19 protein-coding genes and 1 tRNA gene are annotated in these 19007 nt (G+C 65.7%); 13 read left to right on the forward strand and 7 right to left on the reverse strand.

Going from position 1 to position 19007, the window contains the following annotated elements; genetic code table 11:
- Positions 1–11: 11 nt before the first annotated feature.
- Both F4Y45_07000 and F4Y45_07005 read right to left on the reverse strand, forming a co-directional pair.
- Positions 12–350 (reverse strand): P-II family nitrogen regulator, encoded by a 339-nt coding sequence (locus tag F4Y45_07000; protein MXY24255.1) that lies wholly within the window; start codon positions 348–350, stop codon positions 12–14.
- A gap of 132 nt (positions 351–482) precedes the next feature.
- Positions 483–559, reverse strand: a tRNA-Met gene (locus tag F4Y45_07005).
- Positions 560–637: 78 nt separating this feature from the next.
- Between F4Y45_07005 and F4Y45_07010 the strand changes: the two genes are divergently transcribed.
- Positions 638–976: a divalent-cation tolerance protein CutA gene (locus tag F4Y45_07010; protein ID MXY24256.1), complete on the forward strand. Its 339-nt coding sequence runs from the start codon at positions 638–640 to the stop codon at positions 974–976.
- Here the strand turns inward: F4Y45_07010 and F4Y45_07015 are convergent.
- A complete protein-coding gene (locus F4Y45_07015) occupies positions 951–1844 on the reverse strand; it encodes a DUF368 domain-containing protein (protein ID MXY24257.1) in 894 nt (297 codons plus the stop codon). The two genes, F4Y45_07010 and F4Y45_07015, sit on opposite strands and share 26 nt — an antisense overlap.
- Before the next feature lie 242 nt (positions 1845–2086).
- On the opposite strand from F4Y45_07015, the gene F4Y45_07020 reads away from it, so the two are divergent.
- Both F4Y45_07020 and rnc read left to right on the forward strand, forming a co-directional pair.
- Positions 2087–4132, forward strand: coding sequence for a SpoIIE family protein phosphatase (locus F4Y45_07020; protein ID MXY24258.1), 2046 nt, complete (start codon positions 2087–2089; stop codon positions 4130–4132).
- Positions 4062–4991, forward strand: coding sequence for a ribonuclease III (gene rnc / locus F4Y45_07025; GenBank protein MXY24259.1), 930 nt, complete (start codon positions 4062–4064; stop codon positions 4989–4991). The genes F4Y45_07020 and rnc overlap by 71 nt, the downstream gene beginning before the upstream one ends.
- On the opposite strand, the gene F4Y45_07030 is transcribed toward rnc, so the two are convergent.
- Positions 4910–6076: a hypothetical protein gene (locus F4Y45_07030; protein ID MXY24260.1), complete on the reverse strand. Its 1167-nt coding sequence runs from the start codon at positions 6074–6076 to the stop codon at positions 4910–4912. The two genes, rnc and F4Y45_07030, sit on opposite strands and share 82 nt — an antisense overlap.
- Positions 6077–6155: 79 nt before the next feature.
- Here F4Y45_07030 and F4Y45_07035 point away from each other — a divergent pair, with 79 nt between their 5' ends.
- Genes F4Y45_07035 through F4Y45_07050 form a run of 4 tightly spaced genes read left to right on the forward strand, consistent with a single transcriptional unit; the run spans position 6156 to position 10912 of the window.
- The gene (locus F4Y45_07035; protein MXY24261.1) at positions 6156–7475 is read left to right on the forward strand and encodes an adenylosuccinate synthase; all 1320 of its coding nucleotides are present in this window, start codon (positions 6156–6158) and stop codon (positions 7473–7475) included.
- A 45-nt stretch (positions 7476–7520) separates the two neighbouring features.
- A complete protein-coding gene (locus tag F4Y45_07040) occupies positions 7521–8291 on the forward strand; it encodes an ABC transporter ATP-binding protein (GenBank protein MXY24262.1) in 771 nt (256 codons plus the stop codon).
- Positions 8284–9060 (forward strand): ABC transporter permease, encoded by a 777-nt coding sequence (locus tag F4Y45_07045; protein MXY24263.1) that lies wholly within the window; start codon positions 8284–8286, stop codon positions 9058–9060. The genes F4Y45_07040 and F4Y45_07045 overlap by 8 nt, the downstream gene beginning before the upstream one ends.
- A gap of 4 nt (positions 9061–9064) precedes the next feature.
- Positions 9065–10912 (forward strand): M2 family metallopeptidase, encoded by a 1848-nt coding sequence (locus F4Y45_07050; protein MXY24264.1) that lies wholly within the window; start codon positions 9065–9067, stop codon positions 10910–10912.
- A 22-nt stretch (positions 10913–10934) separates the two neighbouring features.
- On the opposite strand, the gene F4Y45_07055 is transcribed toward F4Y45_07050, so the two are convergent.
- From F4Y45_07055 to F4Y45_07065, 3 genes are all read right to left on the reverse strand, one after another.
- Positions 10935–11333, reverse strand: coding sequence for a cupin domain-containing protein (locus F4Y45_07055; protein MXY24265.1), 399 nt, complete (start codon positions 11331–11333; stop codon positions 10935–10937).
- A gap of 21 nt (positions 11334–11354) precedes the next feature.
- Positions 11355–13154: an L-lactate permease gene (locus F4Y45_07060; protein MXY24266.1), complete on the reverse strand. Its 1800-nt coding sequence runs from the start codon at positions 13152–13154 to the stop codon at positions 11355–11357.
- Positions 13155–13234: 80 nt separating this feature from the next.
- Positions 13235–14296 carry an MBL fold metallo-hydrolase gene (locus F4Y45_07065; protein MXY24267.1) on the reverse strand — a complete coding sequence of 354 codons (1062 nt, stop codon included), beginning with the start codon at positions 14294–14296 and terminating at the stop codon, positions 13235–13237.
- Between the two features lie 447 nt (positions 14297–14743).
- Between F4Y45_07065 and F4Y45_07070 the strand changes: the two genes are divergently transcribed.
- The 6 genes from F4Y45_07070 (at position 14744) to F4Y45_07095 (ending at position 18985) form a co-directional block, all read left to right on the forward strand.
- On the forward strand, positions 14744–15085 hold the full coding sequence (locus F4Y45_07070; protein ID MXY24268.1) for a helix-hairpin-helix domain-containing protein: 342 nt from the start codon (positions 14744–14746) through the stop codon (positions 15083–15085).
- 138 nt (positions 15086–15223) lie between these two features.
- A complete protein-coding gene (locus F4Y45_07075; GenBank protein ID MXY24269.1) occupies positions 15224–15769 on the forward strand; it encodes a hypothetical protein in 546 nt (181 codons plus the stop codon).
- Between the two features lie 391 nt (positions 15770–16160).
- Positions 16161–16424: a ferredoxin family protein gene (locus F4Y45_07080; GenBank protein ID MXY24270.1), complete on the forward strand. Its 264-nt coding sequence runs from the start codon at positions 16161–16163 to the stop codon at positions 16422–16424.
- 9 nt (positions 16425–16433) lie between these two features.
- Positions 16434–16970 carry an NADH-quinone oxidoreductase subunit B gene (locus F4Y45_07085; protein ID MXY24271.1) on the forward strand — a complete coding sequence of 179 codons (537 nt, stop codon included), beginning with the start codon at positions 16434–16436 and terminating at the stop codon, positions 16968–16970.
- 6 nt (positions 16971–16976) lie between these two features.
- The gene (locus tag F4Y45_07090) at positions 16977–17441 is read left to right on the forward strand and encodes an NADH-quinone oxidoreductase subunit I (GenBank protein MXY24272.1); all 465 of its coding nucleotides are present in this window, start codon (positions 16977–16979) and stop codon (positions 17439–17441) included.
- 32 nt (positions 17442–17473) lie between these two features.
- The gene (locus F4Y45_07095; protein MXY24273.1) at positions 17474–18985 is read left to right on the forward strand and encodes a hypothetical protein; all 1512 of its coding nucleotides are present in this window, start codon (positions 17474–17476) and stop codon (positions 18983–18985) included.
- Positions 18986–19007 lie beyond the last annotated feature (22 nt).

Below are 19007 nucleotides of genomic sequence, written 5' to 3' on the forward strand. Positions count from 1 at the left end.
CCTGGCCCCCTTCAGAGCGCGCTCGGACCTGTTTCGCCAGTCCGGATTCGGATCGCCTGCCCAATATCCACGACGAACAGCTTGCCGTCACCGATCTGGCCGCTGCGGGCCGCAGTGGTAATCGCTTCGATGACGGCGTCGCACTTGTCGTCGTCCACCACTATTTCGACTTTCGTCTTCGGAACGAAGTCGATGGAGTACTCGGCGCCGCGGTACATCTCCTTGTGTCCCTTCTGGCGGCCGTAGCCCTTCACCTCGGTTGCCGTGAGCGCGTTGACACCCAAGGCAAGCAGCGCGTCGCGTACATCGTCGACGATGTGGGGTCTGATGATCGCGATGACCAGTTTCATGCAGGGACTCCTTTCTCGCTCCGGTGGTGGCTGGCGAGCGCCGCCACGAGACGATTCACTATAGCAGACAGGTCTAGTAGGCCGTGGTGAAACCGCCGGGCAGATCGGCGCTTCGAGCCCGGATTTGGTGTGTGGTAGCGGGGGGGGGATTTGAACCCCCGACCTTTGGGTTATGAGCCCAACGAGCTACCAGGCTGCTCCACCCCGCGTCCCCGTGGAAGAGTGAAATGCTAGCATGGCAGGCTGGGTCGGTCAACGCCGGTCCGACCGGTAGGGAGTCAGGCGCAATGACGCAGGAGAGTGCCAGGGAGGCGGTGGTGGCATGGACGACTCTGCCGCCCGAAACGGACGCGACCGTCTTCGCCCGCGTTCTTGTTGACGAACGCCTTGCCGCGTGCGTCACCTGTTGTGGCTCCGTCCTGTCGGTCTACCGCTGGCAGGGTGATGTCGAGCAGGGGGACGAGCAGCTCGTCATGATCAAGACGACGCGCCCGCGGGTCGATGCCCTTCGCGCGCGCGTGATCGACCTGCATCCGTACGACACACCGGAGTTCATCGTGGTTCCGGTAGTCGACGGAGCCCCGGACTACCTGCACTGGGTCAGCGAGTCGACGCGTTCCGCTTGACCTGGCCCAGGTACGAAATCCCCCAGGAGCAGAGGAAACCGGTCGCGACCAGCGTGAGGGCGGCGCTCGCCTGCCACGGGGTTGGCGTGGCGTCGCCGAACGGCCACAGGCCGATGACGGCGCCCAGAAGGAGGCCGAGCAGGAAACCGAGGGTTGCGCGTTCGTGGCGGGCGAGCAGGAGCTTGACGATGTTGCTCACGCCGACAATGCCCACCCCGACGCCGACCGCCACCGGAGCCAGCACGTTCGCGGTTGTCAGCACGGCCGCGATGTCTGCCGATCGTCCAGCGTCCGCCGCAGTCGCCACGGCATCCACTATGGTTCGGTACTGTCCCAGTATCAGTAGCAGGTAGGCGCCGGACACGCCGGGCAGGATCATCGCCGCGCCGCCCGCCGCTCCCGCCAACACGAGCAACAGCACGGCCGACAGGCCTGACGCGCCTCCATGCCCGAAACTCTCGGGGTCGATCACCGCGAGCAGCGCCATCATGATGATGGCGGTGGTCGCGTTCAGCACGATCGTTGCGTCCAGCGGCCGTACGGCGGCCCACAGCATTGGTACGCCGCCGAGGGTGAGGCCGATGAAGAGGCTGTACATGGCCCAGGGTGATCGATCGAGCGCTGCGGCGATCAGTCCCGCGCCACCCGCCACGGCGAGCACCGCGGCGCATCCGACCGAGGCGAGCATCACCAGCACGGCCGGCCGGAGGCGGAGAGTTGATACTTCGGCCACGCCGCTTATGAACTGCGGGTAGATACCCACCGCAAGCAGCATCGTCCCGCCCGAGATCCCAGGGACGAGATTGGCCAGACCCATGAACGCGCCGCCAACGACGCTGCGGACGATCAAGTCCGCACCGAGCACCATGCGTGCGCCATTGTACGCCGCCGACGGGCCGAGCGCGGGCAAGAGGGAGTGGGGTAGGCGGGTGCTACGATGTAACAGCCGGTGGTGAAACCCCCGCTACATTCGAGCGGCGATACATCCCGGCTGAACGGCGTTGCTCCTCGGTCGCATATGGCCAATATGCCCCCTCGTCGCAACTTGTCAGCCGGGCGCCTCGCCGCTCTCGGTGCGACGCGGGGTTTCACCACGGGCTGTTGACGGGGATGGCACTCGAACGGAGGGAGTATTCGCTCTGGCCGGGCGTTACATCCTGGCCGGTGGCGGTGCTGCTGGCCGGCTCGGCCGCCAAGCTTCTCCTGCTGCCGTTCAGCGGCAATACGTTGGTCGCCTGGTTCGATAACGCCGCGTCGATCGCCCTGGCCGTCGGTCTCGGGTCGATCATCCTGACGCTTCTGGTCCGCCTTCAGCGCCGCCTGCTCTGGCGGGTCCGCCGGAAGCTGTTCCTTTCGTACATCTTCATCGGATTCGTGCCGGTCCTTCTGCTGATGGCGTTTTTCGCAGTCGCCTGGACGATGTCGGTGCTTCTGACGAGTACCGATCTTGTGCGCCGGGAACTCGCGAGCATCACCGCCGACGCGCAGATTGCCGCAGGCGGGCTAGGCGTTCGGTTGTCACGAGGGATGCCTCCGGAGCCAGCGCTGGCAGGCGTGCGACGGGCTGGGGGTCGGCGGTACGAAGGCATGTCGGCCGTGATGCTCGGATTGGCGGATGGAGAGTTGCCAGGCGTAGCCGGTCCCTGGGGGCACGCGCGACGGCCGGACCGACTGCCGTCCTGGATCGGGTCGGAGGACTTCGCCGGCCTGGTGACCCTGGGGGCGGACTACGCTCCGGTTGTTCGCGCCGTAGCGATGGTTGACCGCGCGGACGTGCGGGCGATCGTCGTGGACATCCCGCTTGACGAGAATGTCCTGCAGCGCATCGAAGTCTCCACCGGCGTGAGGATGGATGCGGTCGGTTCGGACGCGGCGAACCCAGGTGCCGCCGGTCTTGTGATCCCTTCCGTCAGCGGCCTGTCGGGGGTTGGCCTCTGGGATGCAGTGGATTGGGAGAGCGGCGAGGCGCGAACCATCAACCGCCCGATCCGGATCACGCCCGCGGCGTTTTATGCGCGCCTGTTCGGAACTGTCGATCTGAGCGATCCCGTCGCAGCACACTCGACGTTCCTGTTGCTGCTTGCCGTAATTGGAGGCCTCTTTCTCGTCATCGAAGTGGCTGCTCTGGTGATGGGTGGCGCCTTGGCCAAGTCGATAACCGGATCCGTACACGAGCTCTTCACTGGCACCGGCCGGGTCCGACGCGGCGACTTCACCCATCGCATCCGAATTACGTCGGGCGATCAGCTCGGTGACCTCGCCGAGTCGTTCAACTCGATGACTGCGAGTATCGAGAATCTCATGCATCAGGCGGCGGAGAAGAAACGACTGGAGGAAGAACTGCGCATCGCGCGCCAGATTCAGATGTCCCTTCTCCCGCGAGACGCGCTCTCGATTCCCGGTCTGACGATCACCGCGCTGTGCCGACCGGCACGAGAAGTGGGAGGTGACTACTATGACGTCATACGGCTTGGCGAGCGCCGCCTCGGCATCCTCGTGGCCGACGTGTCGGGCAAGGGGGCGTCGGCCGCGCTCTACATGGCAGAGCTCAAGGGACTGATCCTGAGTCTGGGACAGATCTATGAATCGCCCCGCAAGCTGTTGAAGGAAACCAATCGGATCATGGCAGGCACGCTCGACGCGCGCAGCTTCATAACAATGCTCTACGCCGTGGTCGACCTCGAAGCCCGGACCCTGACCTACGCGCGCGCGGGCCACACGCCGCTCTTCTACGCGTCTTCGAACGGCGGAGCAGGCGCCGACTCGTTCGAAGTCCGCGTTCTGGCTCCGGATGGCCTCGTGCTGGGTTTGGCCGGGTTGGAAGAGCAGTTCAACAGCTTGATCGAACAGCACCGTCTCAGCATTCGGGAGGGCGATGTCGCCGTGCTCTTCACCGATGGCGTCAGCGAAGCCATGAACGAGGCCAACGACCTGTTCGGCGAGAAGCGCCTGCAGCACGTGATCGCCGAGAACGCGCATCTTCCGCCGGACGGACTGCGCGAGCAGGTCCTACGGGCCGTCGAGTCGTTCGTGGGTACTGCGGATCAGCATGACGACATGACGATGGTGCTGCTTCGTATCGACGATGTCGGCCCGTCATCCAGTTCGGAGCCGCTGCCCGCCGCGGTGTCGACGCCAGAGACGGGTCGTGTCTGAACATCCGGACCGCGACCTTACCGATCTGGAAGCGCGGCTCGGCTACGCCTTCAGCGACCGGTTGCTGCTGGAGCGGGCGTTGACGCACCGATCGTACTCCCATGAAGTCGACTTGCGGGAAACCGGCGACAACGAGTTGCTCGAGTTCCTGGGCGATGCCGTGATCGGCCTGGTGATGTCGCACGTGATCCACGCAAGGTGGGGCGGGGCAGGGTCACCGGGCGATGCATCGCAGTGCAAGGCGATGCTGGTCTCGCGTGGCACGCTCTCGGCAATGGGAGCCCGGTTGGCGCTGTCGGACTTTCTGCGGCTGGGACGGGGTGAGGAACGCAGCGGCGGACGGACGAAAGCGTCGCTCATCGCCAACGCGTTCGAAGCAGTGACCGGCGCGGTTTTCCTCGACGGCGGATACAAGGCCGCTCGGCGGGTTCTCGATCGGGTGTATGCGGACCTGTACGACGAACTGCTTCCCCGGTCCCCGTCAGCACCTTTGGCGTCGGTCGACGGGGCCGGCTATCGCGATCCGAAGTCGGCGCTTCAGGAATGGTTGCAGGCGCGTGGTCGTTCGCTCCCGGTATACACCGTGCTGGACACGAGCGGTCCGGATCACCACAAGACATTTCAGGTCGCCGTCGCGATCGACGGGGCGCCGGCCTGTACCGCGACCGGAGACTCCAAGAAGGGAGCGGAGCAGGCAGCCGCGCGGGAAATACTGCGCCGCCTGCGCGCGGCCACCGAGGACGGGCTATCGGGCCTTGCCCCCGAACCGGACAGCCCTCAGTCGATCTCGATCAGGTCCACCGGCGGTTCGGGCAGCAAGGGCGTTGCGCCGGACTCCCCGGACGAGGGCAGGTCGTGATCATCCGGAGTCATTGCTCCGCCGGGCGGGAGGCGGCTGACCGCGTAGTCCTGCACCTCCCGCGCCAGCGCGACATCGTTCGGCGGGCTGGGGCGGCAGTGTAGCCGGACCCAGAGCCGCAGCAGAGGATCCGCAAAGCGGTAGCGCTTCGCCTCGCCCGCGATCAGATCGACATCCGCCAGCCACAGGAGGTAGTCCTTTGTCGATCCGGGTGTTCGGCCAAGCCGCCGCGCAATGTCCGACAGCGTGAGCGGTTCCTCGTCAGCCAGTGTTGCGAGAACGCCCTTCAGCGCGCTGTAGCCGCGTGCCCGGTGCAACCGCAGTTCGTACGTGAAACGGAGGGCGGTGGCAAGCGGTGCCCCGGAGCCCATCTGCGCGGCTAGTGCGCTGAGCGGATCGTTCGCGCCCTCGTCCGCCACCAGGCCGTCCGCGATTCGGTGAACATAGCTCGGACGCCCGTCGGCGAGGGATAGCACCACGCCGGCCAACTCGTCGAGGTCCGTGTCGTCAGGGCTGGCCATCCGTTCGGCGAGGACGGCGCGCACTTCAGCCGCGGACAGCGGTGGCAGATCGACGACCGTGAAGCGGTTGGCCGGCAGCGAGGCGAGCAGGCGGGTTGCGCGTGCGATATAGCGGCTCGTCAGAACAAGGCGGTTCGAGCTGCGTGTGACGGCGTCGAGAAACTGACCAAGGAGACCGCGCAGTCCCGGGAATGCGTTGAGCCTCTCGAGTTCGAGGAACTCGTCGAGCAACAGGATGGGTTGCTGCGGCCCCGACGGACGCGCGGGTTGACTGATGTAGTCAAGCAGCGCATCGAACGCCGCGCGCGGCGAATCGGCCGGAATGGGAACGGCCCCCTGGGAGGAGTCCGGTCCGATGAGTGCTCCGAGGAATCGCTCGGGAGTGGAGAGGACCCGCTCGGCGTCGACGTAGCGCGACGGAACTCCGTCCAGTCGTGCTTCGATGCCTCGCAGCACCGAGGTCCGGCCGCTGCCGGACAGGCCGAGCACGACGGGAACGCGCGGAGGCGTGGCGTCAAGCGCCAGCAGGATTTCGCGTTCGACCTCGGGCCGTTCGTGAAGCAAGGGTGCCCCTCCTGACGATAGGCAAGGGGAGGGGGCGTGTCAATCGTTCTGTTATCATCGGGCGTTTGCCTGCACCCCGATGGTCGCAACAGGGAATCTCGCCGTGCTTGGCGCCCAGTGGGGTGACGAGGGAAAGGGGAAGATCGTCGATCTCCTCGCACCGGCGTTCGCCATCGTGGCCCGGTCCCAGGGAGGCCACAACGCTGGCCACACGGTCTTTGTCGAAGGCGACCAGTTCATTCTTCACCTGATCCCGTCCGGAATCCTGCACCCGGGCGTCACCTGCGTAATCGGTAACGGCGTCGTGGTCGACCCCACGGCGCTCTTCGCCGAGATCGACGAACTGCACGGGCGCGGAATCGACACCGACGGCCGCCTCCTGGTGAGCAACCGGGCCCATGTCATCCTCCCGTATCACCGGCATCTTGAGGCCGCGTCCGAGGATCGATTGGGTGCGCATCGGATCGGGACGACGTCGCGCGGAATCGGTCCGAGCTATGAGCAGAAGGCGGCCAGAAGCGGGGTACGCATTGGCGATCTTGCGGACAGTAGCAGCGGGGGCCGGCTCACGGCGCTGGTTCGGTCCAATGTCGAGGTGCGCAACCGTGCCGTCCCCGGTACGCCGCTGGACTGGCGCACCGTACGTGATGCGGCAGCCGGTGCGTGGCCCCGACTTGCGTCACGCGTCGTCGACACGTCCCGCTATCTGCATGATGCGATTGCGGCGGGCCGGCCCGTCCTTTTCGAAGGGGCGCAGGGCGCGATGCTCGACGTCGACCATGGCACGTATCCGTATGTGACTTCCTCGAACGCAACGATCGGTGGTGTCTGTACCGGGCTGGGGGTAGGACCCCGCGCGATCGGCCACGTGCTGGGAATCGCCAAGGCATACACGACGCGGGTCGGCGAGGGCCCACTCCCGACCGAACTGAACGGGGACGCGGCGGATCGCCTGCGTGAGCTTGGACGCGAATACGGCGCCTCGACCGGCCGCCCGCGCCGTTGCGGCTGGTTCGATGCCGTGGCGGTTCGTTACGCGGTGCGGGTGAATGGCATTGAATCGCTTGCGGTAACGAAACTGGATGTGCTCGATCAGGTGGATTCTCTGCAGGTCTGTACCGGCTACCGCTGCAACGGACGGTTGCTGGACGATCCGCCGGGCGATGTCGCGCTTCTCGGCGCTTGCGTGCCGGTGTACGAGACTTTGGCCGGCTGGTCGGGCGAAGGAACGACGGCTGGAGTTCGGAACGAGGCAGACTTGCCGACTGCCGCGTGCGCTTACCTCGAGCGGCTTGAAACGTTGATCGGCGTGCCGATCGCGATCATCTCGACCGGGTCGGACCGACGCGACACAATCGTCCGAACCGACACGCCCGTCGCTCGACATCTTGGTGCGTAACAGAGGCCGCTGGACCGCCCCGCCGACCTGCCCGCCCTTCAGGGGATGACCAGCGACACAAGGGATCTGGCGGTGGCGTGCCGCGGTCTCGTCAAGCGCTACGGCGACGTTGTCGCCGTAGCCGGGCTCGATCTCGACATCCGCCGTGGCGAGTGCTTCGGCCTTCTCGGACCGAATGGCGCCGGAAAGACCACCACCGTCGAGATGCTCGAGGGCATACTCGTGCCGGACGCTGGAGAGATTCGCGTTCTGGGCTCGACATGGGGGAAAGGCAGCCAGGCCCTGCGTGCGCGGCTCGGAATTCACCTTCAGGATGCCCAACTCGACGAGAAGCTGTCGGTGGAGGAAACGCTCCAGCTGTTCCGTACCTTCTACCCTCACGGACGGAGGGTTGGCGACGTGCTCCGCCTGCTCGAGCTGGAAGCCAAGCGGACCAGTTGGGTCAGCACGCTCTCGGGCGGTCAGCGGCAGCGCCTTGCTGTCGGTTGCGCGCTGGTGGGCAACCCCGACTTGCTGTTTCTGGACGAACCGACAACCGGGCTCGATCCGCAGTCCCGCCGGCAGCTCTGGGCATTGCTCGAACGGTTTCGCGCGGAGGGCGGCACCATCGTGCTCACGACTCACTATATGGACGAGGCAGAGGTCCTCTGTGACCGCCTGGTGATCATCGACCACGGGCGCGTGATTGCTCAGGGGAGTCCGGACGAGCTGATCGAGTCGATCGGCGTGCCGCACGTGACGAAGCCGAAGCCGCCCCGGGCGACGCTCGAGGACGTCTTCGTGGCCCTGACGGGTCACCACCTGCGTGATGAGTGAACTGGCCAGCGCGCGGGTACGGCATCCGTTCGTCGAACTGACGAGAACCCGGGTGCTGCTGCTGGTGCGTGAGCCGGAGATGATCTTCTGGGTCTTCGTCTTTCCGATCCTGATGGCTCTCGCTCTTGGCCTGGCGTTCGACAGACCGGGCGAAGCGGCGGCGGCGCCCGGCTACCGGTACGTCGACTGGTTGATCCCGGGACTTCTCGGGATGAACATCATGGGGACCGGAATCTGGGGCATCGGCTTCCAGATCGTGACGCAGCGCTCGCGCAAGCTGCTGAAGCGGATGATGGCGACGCCCATGCAACGCGCTCACTATCTCGGGTCGTTTGTAGTGGCTCGGCTGGTGCTGCTCGCCCTGGAGGTGGCAGCCCTGGTGGGCGTCGCGTGGTTGATCTTCGACATTCCGATAGAAGGGTCGCTGGTCACGTTGGCTCTGGTCGCGCTTGTCGGGGCGATGGCCTTCGGAGGAATAGGTCTTCTGACCGCGGCGCGCCCGCGGACGATCGAAGGGGTGTCGGGAATCATGAACGTCGTGATGGCCCCGATGTGGATTGCGTCGGGCGTGTTCTTCGCCGCCTCGAACTTTCCCGATCCGCTGCAGCCCTTCATTCAGGCCATGCCTCTGACCGCGCTCGTCGACGCGTTGCGCGGTGTCATGCTGCACGGCGATGGACTCCGCACCATCGGCTTCGAACTGCTGATCCTGCTTGCCTGGACCAGCGGGAGTTTCGTTCTGGCGCTACGCCTGTTCCGCTGGAGGTGAAGCGATGAAGGGACATCGGAACGCGTTTGCCGCCGCCTGCCTGGGCGCCGCAGTGCTTGTCGCGTGCGGCGGCGATGGCAGGCCGGTGCCGTCGGCGGCCGATGCCGGCGTCTTCCTCAGGGAAGCCGAGACACGATTGCTCGAGTTGCGCATCGCGGCCGAACAGGCAGCGTGGGTGCAACAGAATTTTATTTCCGACGAGACGAACGCGCTCGCCGCGGCGACGAACGCCGAGTTGATGGGGGCGACCATCGAGCTGGCATCGGCTGCCGCGCGCTTCGTGGGCATCGAGCTGCCTGAGGAGGCAGCCCGCAAGCTCACGTTACTCCGGACATCGCTTGCTGCAGTGGCACCGTCCGACCCGGCTCTGCAGCGGGAGTTGGCGGGCATCCAGGCTGAAATGGAGGCGGCGTACGGTCGGGGCGAATACTGCCCGGAGGAAGGCAGGGCGAGATCCGGCAGACGCGGGGCGGACGGGGATGACGACTGTCTCGACCTGCCAGTGCTGGAACGCATCCTGGCAGAGTCGCGCGATACGGATGAATTGATCGAGGTGTGGGAGGGATGGCGATCGATCTCGGTCCCGCTACGGCGCCGCTACGAACGGTTCGTCGAGATCGCCAACGCCGGAGCGCTTGAACTCGGCTTCGATGATGCGGGCACGATGTGGCGTTCGGCGTATGACATGCCACCCGATGCCTTCCGGGGCGAACTCAACCGGCTCTGGGACCAGGTTCGTCCGTTGTACGAATCCCTTCACTGCCTGGTCCGCGCGGAACTCGGCGATGCCTACGGAACAGCGATCGTGCCCCCGGACGGTCCCATTCCCGCGCACCTGCTCGGAAACATGTGGGCACAGAGCTGGGGCAATGTCATCGATCTGGTGACACCCGACGACGTCGGTTCGGGGATTGACCTGACACGGCAGTTGGAGCGTCAGGATGTCGACGCGATCGAAATGGTCCGCTACGGCGAGCGGTTCTTCAGTTCCCTCGGGTTCGAACCGTTGCCCGATACCTTCTGGGAGCGCTCGCTGTTCGTGCAGCCGGCGGATCGCGACGTCGTCTGCCACGCGAGCGCCTGGAACGTTGACTACGACCAGGACGTCCGGATCAAGATGTGCATTGAGCCGACGGGCGAGCACTTCGCGACGATCCACCATGAACTGGGCCACACGTACTACCAGCGGGCCTACAGGCGGCAGGATCCGCTCTTCCGAACGGGGGCGAACGATGGCTTCCACGAGGGCATCGGTGACGCGATCGCCCTGTCGATCACGCCGGAGTACCTCGTGGAAACGGAGTTGCTGAACCGTGTGCCGCGGACGGCGGGAGACATTCCGTTCCTGCTGCGGCAGGCGCTCGACAAGGTGGCATTCCTCCCGTTCGGCCTGCTGGTCGATCAGTGGCGGTGGCAGGTTTTCAGCGGCGAGGTGCCCCCCGGCAGATACACCGAGGCATGGTGGCGGCTCCGGGAGTCATACCAGGGAGTGAGCCCGCCGACGCCGCGGACCGAGGCTGATTTCGATCCGGGCGCGAAGTACCACGTTCCCGCCAACGTTCCCTACGCGCGCTACTTTCTGGCCCACATCCTGCAGTTTCAGTTCCACCGCGCCCTGTGCGAGTCGGCGGGGGTTGACGGCCCGTTGCATCGTTGCTCGATCTACGGCAGCCGGGCGGCAGGGGAGCGGCTCGGTGCACTGCTCCGTATGGGAGCGAGCCGTCCATGGCCGGACGCGCTAGAGGCGATTGCCGGCACCCGCGAGATGGACGCGGGCGCAATCCTCGACTACTTTGCGCCCCTCCGCGTCTGGTTGGACGAACAGAACGCCGGCCGCGCGTGCGGCTGGTAGTCGAGCGTCGGCCAGCGCCGGTTCAGGCGGCGTCGGTGGCGGAATACTCTGCGTCGCTCACCGGTTCGAGCCACGTGGTTCTGGAGCTGATGTTGATCGCGACGTGCGTCATCGGTCCGTCGGGCGACGCGCCGTGCCAGTGACGCTCTCCCGGCGCAATGCAGGCGACATCGCCCGAAGCGAGCTCGATTACCGCCTCGCCGTCCTTTTGCAGCCGGCAGGTGCCCGCAACCACGATCAGCAGTTGCGGACCGCTGTGCGTATGCCAGTTGGTCCGGGCGGCGGGCTGGAACTCCACGCGAAATCCGTGGACGGCCGGGTCGTCCGATAGTCCCGGCAACCGGGTCAGGCGTGCCCTCCCGACGAAGGTGTTCGGGTCAGACGCCTCGCTAGCGAGTTGGGCCAGTTGCGCGATCTGCATGGTCCGGTGCGTGCCCGCGCTTCAGTCCGCTGTCGCCGGTCGCCCGCCGTACCGCACGATCATGTAGACCGCGAGAGCGGCGATCAGCGCCACGAGCAACGTGCCGATGTTCAGCAACCCGCTCGTGGCGTACGAGACGAACAGATAGCCGAGCGAGCCGGGCAGCAGGGCGTAGTAGACGAACGGAATCACCGTCATGCGGATGACCGCGCCCTCCCGGCCGAGGAGGCCTACCACGGCCGAGGCGGCGACGACGTTGTGGACGCAGATCATGTTGCCGGCCGCGCCGCCGATTGCCTGTAGTGCGACGATCCAGGTCGGGTCGACCATGATCCGCCCTCCCATGTCGAACTGGAAGAGCGAGAACATCATGTTGCTCACGGTGTTGCTGCCTGCGACGGCCGCGCCGATGCCCCCGATGAACGGTGAGAAGATCGGCCAAGCGCCGCCGGCGAGGGCGGCGACGCCCTCGGCCAGCACGATAGGCATGCGTTCGTAGCCCGCCGCGCCGCCCGTGCTGTTGAGGAACACCTGCACCATCGGGACGGTGAAGACCAACGCGACGGAAGCGGCTGCGGTCACCTTGAGCGACGTGCCCCAGGCACGCCTGTACGCCTCAGCCGGGATGCCGTGCAGGACAAACGTGATGAGGGACGTCACTATGAAGAGGAAGCCCGGCAGGTAGAGCGGCTGGACGGCGTTGGCGGATACCGACGTGCCGAACATATCGGGCCAGGTGATGGTCCATGACTGCAGCGCCGCCTGTAGCGGAGGCACCAGGCGAGAGCCGAGCAACAGCAGCGCGACGATGACGTAAGGCGACCACGCCTTCACCAGACTCATCGATCCGCTGGCGTGAGCCGTGTCCTTCACTTCAATCGTGCCGGTCCACTCGCCCGGCCAGTTCTCCTTCGCGTCGAACTCCCACGTATCCCCAGCCTTCGGAACGAGGAACCCGGCTCGCGCCGCACTGACGACTATTGCGAGGCCCGTCATGCTGCCGATCAGGGCGGGGAATGCAGGTCCAAGGAAGTAGCCGGCCAAGAGGTACGGGATGGTCATCGCGAGTGCCGCGAAGATGGCAAACGGCCAGACTTGCAGTCCCTCTGCGACTGACCGGTTACGGCCGAAGAACCGGGTCATGAACGCGACCAGGATGAGTGGGATGAGGGTTCCGGCGATCGCATGCAGGATGGCGACCTTGAAACCGATTGAAGCCAGAAACGCGCTCCACTCACCACACTGGGCCAGGGTTTCGGCGCTGGTGCAGCCGGCGACGTAGCCTGCCTCCTGCACGCGGTCGAGCCCGGCCGTCAGCCCGGTGTTGACGCCTACCAGAATGGGGGTTCCGAGAGCCCCGAAGCTCACTGGTGTGCTCTGGATGATCATGCCGGCAGTCACGGCCGCCATGCCTGGGAAGCCGAGGCCGACCAGTAGCGGCACGGCCACGGCGGCGGGTGTGCCGAAACCGGCGGAGCCCTCGATGAAGGCGCCGAACAGCCAGGCAATGATGATCACCTGCACGCGCCGGTCGGGGGTGATGTTGGTGAAGCCCTGACGGATTGTCCGGATCGCTCCGCTCTCCTGCAGTGTATTGAGCAGCAGGATGGCGCCGAAGATGATGTACAGCAGGGTGAGGGCGACGATCAGGCCGTTGACGCTAGCCGCCACCACCTGGAGCCCCGGCACTTGCCAGACGACGAGCGCCAGCGCCACCGCGGTGATGTACGAGAGCGGCATGGCGCGGCTCGCCGGCCACCGAAGGCCGACCAGGAACACCGCGACGACAATGATCGGAAGCAACGACAGGATCGTCAGCATCGAGGGAGCCCTCCCTTACGTTTGGCCGCCTACTATATCGTAGCCATCGGCGCCGTTCGCCAGGAGCGTGCGACAGCCTCCTAGCGCGACAGGTAGCTTCGCGTATGGCCGGTTCGGCCGTTCGTCATCGTCCAGCTCCGGCCGTCCGCCGCCACCGTTGCCTTGATCCAGTGACCGGCGCAATCATCTTCTTCGGTCAGGTTGGCGATCAGCGCCTCTTCCGTGTTGTGGTCCGCGTTGTCCGCCAGCGCACGATGTGACTGCCAAACATCTTCGATGCCGGCGGTCCGTTGAGCCACGGCGAGAGATTCGGGTGTGCCGCCCTTGCGCGGACCGTTATTGATCACCATCACGGTCGGTTGTAGTGCGCCGGTCAATTCCGGGCGTATCGCACCGTAGCCACCATGGTGCGGCGCCTGATACAAGTCGATGACGCCAAGGCGGTTTTCCGGGCAGGCGAGCGCGTGCTCGCGGTCGGGGGTCAGATCGCCCAGATTGAGAAACTGGAACGCGCCGAACGAAACCAGATAGCCAAGGCTGTGGCCGTTCTCGCCCATATCCGGCTCGATTTCACCGACGCCGGCGCAGAGCGGATTCGGTCCTCGCGACTCCAGGCTGTCGATGAGCGCGCGGTGCGCGGCAACGAACGACAACTCGATCCGGCGGAGTGGCAGCTTGTCGCCCGGCGCGACGCTCCGGCGGCGCCCCTCGGCCACCGCCGTGTAGTCGTTCCACAGGGCGCGGCCGGATTCCCGATTCAACTCGACGCTGTCGCCGTGGTCGACCAGCTGGCCAATCGGAACGCTCTCGGCGAGGGCGCCGATTCCACCGACGTGGTCGGTGTGGAAGTGACTGATGAGCACGTAGTCCAGCTCGGCCAGGCCGGCGTCCTCCCTCGCCGCCAAGATGCGTTCCGTGTCGCGCCTGTCCGGCCGTGGCCATCCGGTGTCCATCAGGATCGACTCGCGCTCGGGTGTGACGACCAGCGTTGCGGCGCCGCCCTCGACGTCGATCCAGTAGATGTCTAGCGTGCCACCGCCGGTCTGGGCCGCCGCCGACGCGGTGAGGGCCAGGGTGAGTACTCCGGCCGACAGCTCGAGCGCGCGCCGGTCGAAACCACGTCGCGGGGCATGGGGCGTCATCGGGCCTCCTCGGGATGAGGTAGTCGCCGCATTATATGCACGCGGTCCAGGCCGGCGTGGTAACACGGGTTGCAGCTTTTGCGCACCGGCGATTGCGCCAGTAACCACGGGGCAATCCGGAACCACGGGGTTAGTCGGCGCCGAATGCCGGGTCCCGGGCGGTCAACTGCGGCTGCCGGGCGGCGGGTGGTCCGGTTCGCGCTCGCCGGCTATTCGATCCCGTCGAATCACCCGACCGGTCGCCGCATTCATCGGGAGACATGGGAGGCGTGTGGTGCGGGAGGTTGCGGGGTCGGAGTGGCACGGTTCTTGCTTCATGTTCGCGCAGCCCTGCCGGCACTAGCCGGCGGTACTCAGGCCCGCAAGACACGCTGCTCCCGGCAGGGCGGCGAATCCGGTCGGAGAGTAACGCCGCCGGCGCGCAGCACATCGAGACGGAGGTGAATCATGACTCGGACGGTTCTTCTCGTGGCGCTCTGCGCCGGAACACTCATGGCATCGGTGGCGGCCCCCCTCACCGCGGAACAGGCGTCCGTCCAGCGGACGCAGGGGCCAGGGGACACCCCGCCGCCGGAGGAACGGATCGACCTGAACACTGCAACGCCGGCGGAGCTCGAGGCGCTCCCCGGTATCGGTCCACGGACCGCCGAGCTGATCGTCCAGTACCGCCAGGAACAGCCATTCACGAAGGTGGAGGACCTGATGAACATCCGCGGTATCGGAGAGCGGACCTTTCTACGTCTGCGGCCCTTGATCCGGGTCGCCGACGCGGGTCCGGCTGGTCCGTAGCCCGTTGCGATGATCTCCTGGAGAATGTTCGTTACGCGCCGTGGCGGAAAGGAGGCGGGATCCCCGGCGGGATCCCGCTTCTCCCGCGGGCCGCGCCAGCCTAAGGTGCGGGGCGTTTCGTTACTGGAGACCGTGGTGATGGCCGGACTGTTCATTGCGGTGGCGGGACTGAGCATGCCGCTGCTGACCACCGTGCGCCATCAGCAACACGTTGCCAGTGCGGCCCGCTACCTCACCGGCCGGATCATGCTGGCGCGCGCAGACGCCGCCCGGAGCGGTGCGACGGTCGGGCTTCGTTTCGCGACTCGCGACGGGCAGGTGTTCTTCCGTTCGTACCGGGATGGCGACGGCGATGGTGTTCGAACCGCAGACATAGGCGCCGGCGTCGATCTGCCGGTGGGCGAGGAGACGGCAATCGGTGATCTTTTCGAGGGGGTCCGCTTTGCGCTCGGCGCAGCGGTGCCGCCGGTGGGATCCACGGGTCCGGCCGGGGCGGACGCGGACCCGGTGCGGTTCGGCTCCTCCGACATCCTGAGCGTGACGCCGCTCGGCACGGCCAGTTCGGGGACTCTCTACCTTAGAAGCCGCGAGGGACATCAGGTGGCGATTCGCGTCCTTGGTGGAACAGCGCGAGTGCAGCACCATGCGTTCGACTACACGGCGGGACGGTGGCGGATACGGTAGCGTCGGCGAGTGCGCGCCCACCCGGCACGCCTTCGTGGCTCACCGCGATCCGGCTCCGCCCGGGGGGGAAGGTCGAGCCGATAGCCTGGACGTCGGCCGGTGTGCTGGTCGAGGGCCAGATGCGGCTCGTGCCGGCGGCCCGGGTTGTCGTGGTTCTGGAAGGCGGACGGCGGCCACGGTCGCTTACTGGTGAAGTGTGGAGTGCGTGCATCACGTCGCTGACAGGGAGAACCGGCATGCGGTACAGGGCCGCCATCCGGTTCGAGCCGCCGGTGGACGTCGGCCGGATGGTCGACGACGAAGGCCCCGTGGCGCTGCTTGATTCCTGACTGGAGCGCCGTGTATCCTTTGGCCGGGACTTAGCCAGAATTGGCGTTATCCGGAGGAATGCATGGCCTACTCCATCTGTGAACCCTGTGTCGGCACGAAGGACACTGCGTGCGTCGATGTCTGCCCGGTCGACTGTATTCACCCACGTTCCGACGAGGATGAGTTCGAAGCGGAAACGATGCTCTACATCCACCCGGACGAGTGCATCGACTGTGGCGCCTGCGTTCCGGCATGCCCCGTGGAGGCAATCTTCGCCAACGACGAGGTGCCGGACGAGTGGCAGGACTACATCGAGACGAACGCCCAGTGGTACGAGGGCAAGTAGTTCAGACAGATGGGTCTGATAGATCATCGGTTCGAAGACAACTTCATCACCACTAACCTGGACCGGGTGCTCACCTGGGCGCGACAGTCCTCCTTGTGGCCGATGGGGTTCGGCCTTGCCTGCTGCGCGATCGAAATGATCGCCACCTCGACGTCCCGTTACGACATCGCGCGTTTCGGGGCTGAGGTGTTTCGCGCTTCACCTCGGCAGTCGGACCTGATGATTGTCGCTGGCACCGTGACGAAGAAGATGGCCCCGGTGCTGCGACGCCTGTACGACCAGATGCCCGAGCCGAAGTGGGTCATTTCGATGGGAAGCTGTTCCAACGCGGGCGGTCCGTTTCCGACCTACAGTGTGTTGCAGGGAGTGGACAAGATCGTGCCGGTCGACGTCTACGTGTCTGGCTGTCCGCCTCGCCCCGAGGCGTTGCTGTACGGGCTCATGCGGCTGCAGGACAAGATCCGGAAAGAGAGCACCGTGCTGCGCCGGCGGCGGGTGATTCCGGCGGGGCAGAGCGAGCCGATTCTCGTCGAAGATCGGGTGTAACTGGCGATGCTGGGCAAGCTGTTTCGCACAATTTTTCTGGTCGACCTGCTCAAGGGTCTCTTGGTGACGTTGAAGTACACCCCGCAGCCCGCCTTCACCTTTCAGTACCCGGAGGAACGGCGTCCGGTCGCTCCGCGGTTCCGTGGTGTGCTCCGCCTTCAGGTGGAGCCGGAGACGGGTGCGCAGACCTGCATAGTCTGCGATCAGTGCGCCAAGGCGTGCCCGGACGAGTTGATCAATCTGGGTGGCCATAGGGAACCGGGACACAAGATCAAGGTGCTCGACTACTTCGATTTCAATCTGTCCCGCTGTTCGTTTTGCGGACTCTGTTCGGAAGTCTGCCCGACCAAGCCGGTGAAGGCGCTCATCATGAGCGAGGATTATGAGCTGGGCACCTACAGCCGCAGTGCGCAGATCCTCCGCGTCGACGAAATGTACGACGGCGTTCCGATCGAGCACTACACCCGGTAGTTCCGCGTAGCAAGTCGGGCGGGAGGCAAGCCATGCGCCCTGTGGTTCGAACGGCGTTTCTCGGGCTGGCGCTTGCAGCCGCAGCACCGATCCTGCTCGCTGCCTGGTCTACACCCGACGCGGCCCGGGTGGAAACCCGTCTGCAACTCGCTGACCTGCTGTATGGCGATCAGCGGTACTGGGAGGCGATGACGGGGTACGACCGCGCCAAGGAGGGAGCCCGGGCCGATCAGATGGTCCGCGCCTCAACCGGCCTGCTCCGGTCGTTGCTGCATGTTGCCGAGTTCACGCGCGCCCAGCAGGAAGCGGAGTTTCTCAGAGGCCTTGGTCCGACCGATCCGGATGATCAGGCGCTGTACGGCGACGCCTTGTGGGCGTTCGGCCTCTTCCCGGAAGCGGAGCGAGAGTTCGAGCGAATCCTCGCCGGGACGCCCGACACGCCCGCGGCCCGACACGGCTACGGGCGCGGCTTGGCTGCACAGGGACGTCTCGACGAGGCTCGCGTCGAAGTGCAAGCTGCGATTGCAGGAGACGACCGGGCAGAGTTTTTCCACACGCTGGGCACCATTCACCGCCGCCTCGGCGAGTACGGCGTTGCCGCGGACGCGTTCGACCAGTACATCGCGCGGCTCTCGCTCGAACGGCAGGCGGAGAAGATAGAGTGGGCGCGCTCCGAGGTTCGGTTCCTCAGGTCGTTCGGGGATCGGGTGCCGATCGACATCGTGGCGGACGGAGCCGACGCGGTCCACACCATTCCCTTCCGTCTTGAGCGCGACAAGGTGATTGTGCGCGCTCGGGTCAATGGGAGCGATCCGCTCGATCTGGTCGTTGACACCGGCGCGGAGCAGATGGTGCTGTCGCAGCGGACGGCGCAGATGGTAGGGCTCCGACCGATTACCAACACCCTGAGTGCAGGTGTCGGCCGGGTCGGCATGCGCGGACTCGAGCTGGGACGAGTCGATACGCTTGAGGTGGGGACACTTCAGGTCGAGAACATTCCCTCCCTCATCAAGAATCCGCCTCTCACCGGACTCCCTGAAACGCGCAGCGAGAACAGTTTCTCACCTTTGGCCCTCGGTCTGTCGACGGTGATGGATTACGCGAACGGGCAGATGATCGTTGCCCGCCGGCTACCGCCGGAATCAGGCGAAATTGAGCTCCCGATGCGTTTTCAGCGCCTTGCCATGGTGCGCGGCGTGGTCAACGGCGAACATCAAAAGTCCTTCATCGTAGACACGGGCGGTGAGGTAATCTCGATCAGCCTGAGCACGGCCGCCGTCATCGAGACAAGACCGGTACGCCACATTCCGTTGCGCGTCTTCGGCACGTCCGGCTGGGACGAGGACGCGTTCCTGCTACCGGGAGTCAACCTCGGCTTCGACCGCATCCAGTACGACAATTTCTCGGTGGTAGTGCTCAATCTGCACCGGCCGAGCGCGCTGCTCGGATTCAACGTCGGGGGCATCATCGGCCACCGATTCCTGAGCAATTACCGGGTCGTGCTCGACCTGTCGAACAACGTGCTCCGGCTGAGCGAGACCTGATCCGCCAGCCGCGCGCTACGCG

It is taken from the genome of Acidobacteriota bacterium (assembly GCA_009838525.1).
Lineage (GTDB): Bacteria > Acidobacteriota > Vicinamibacteria > Vicinamibacterales > UBA8438 > VXRJ01.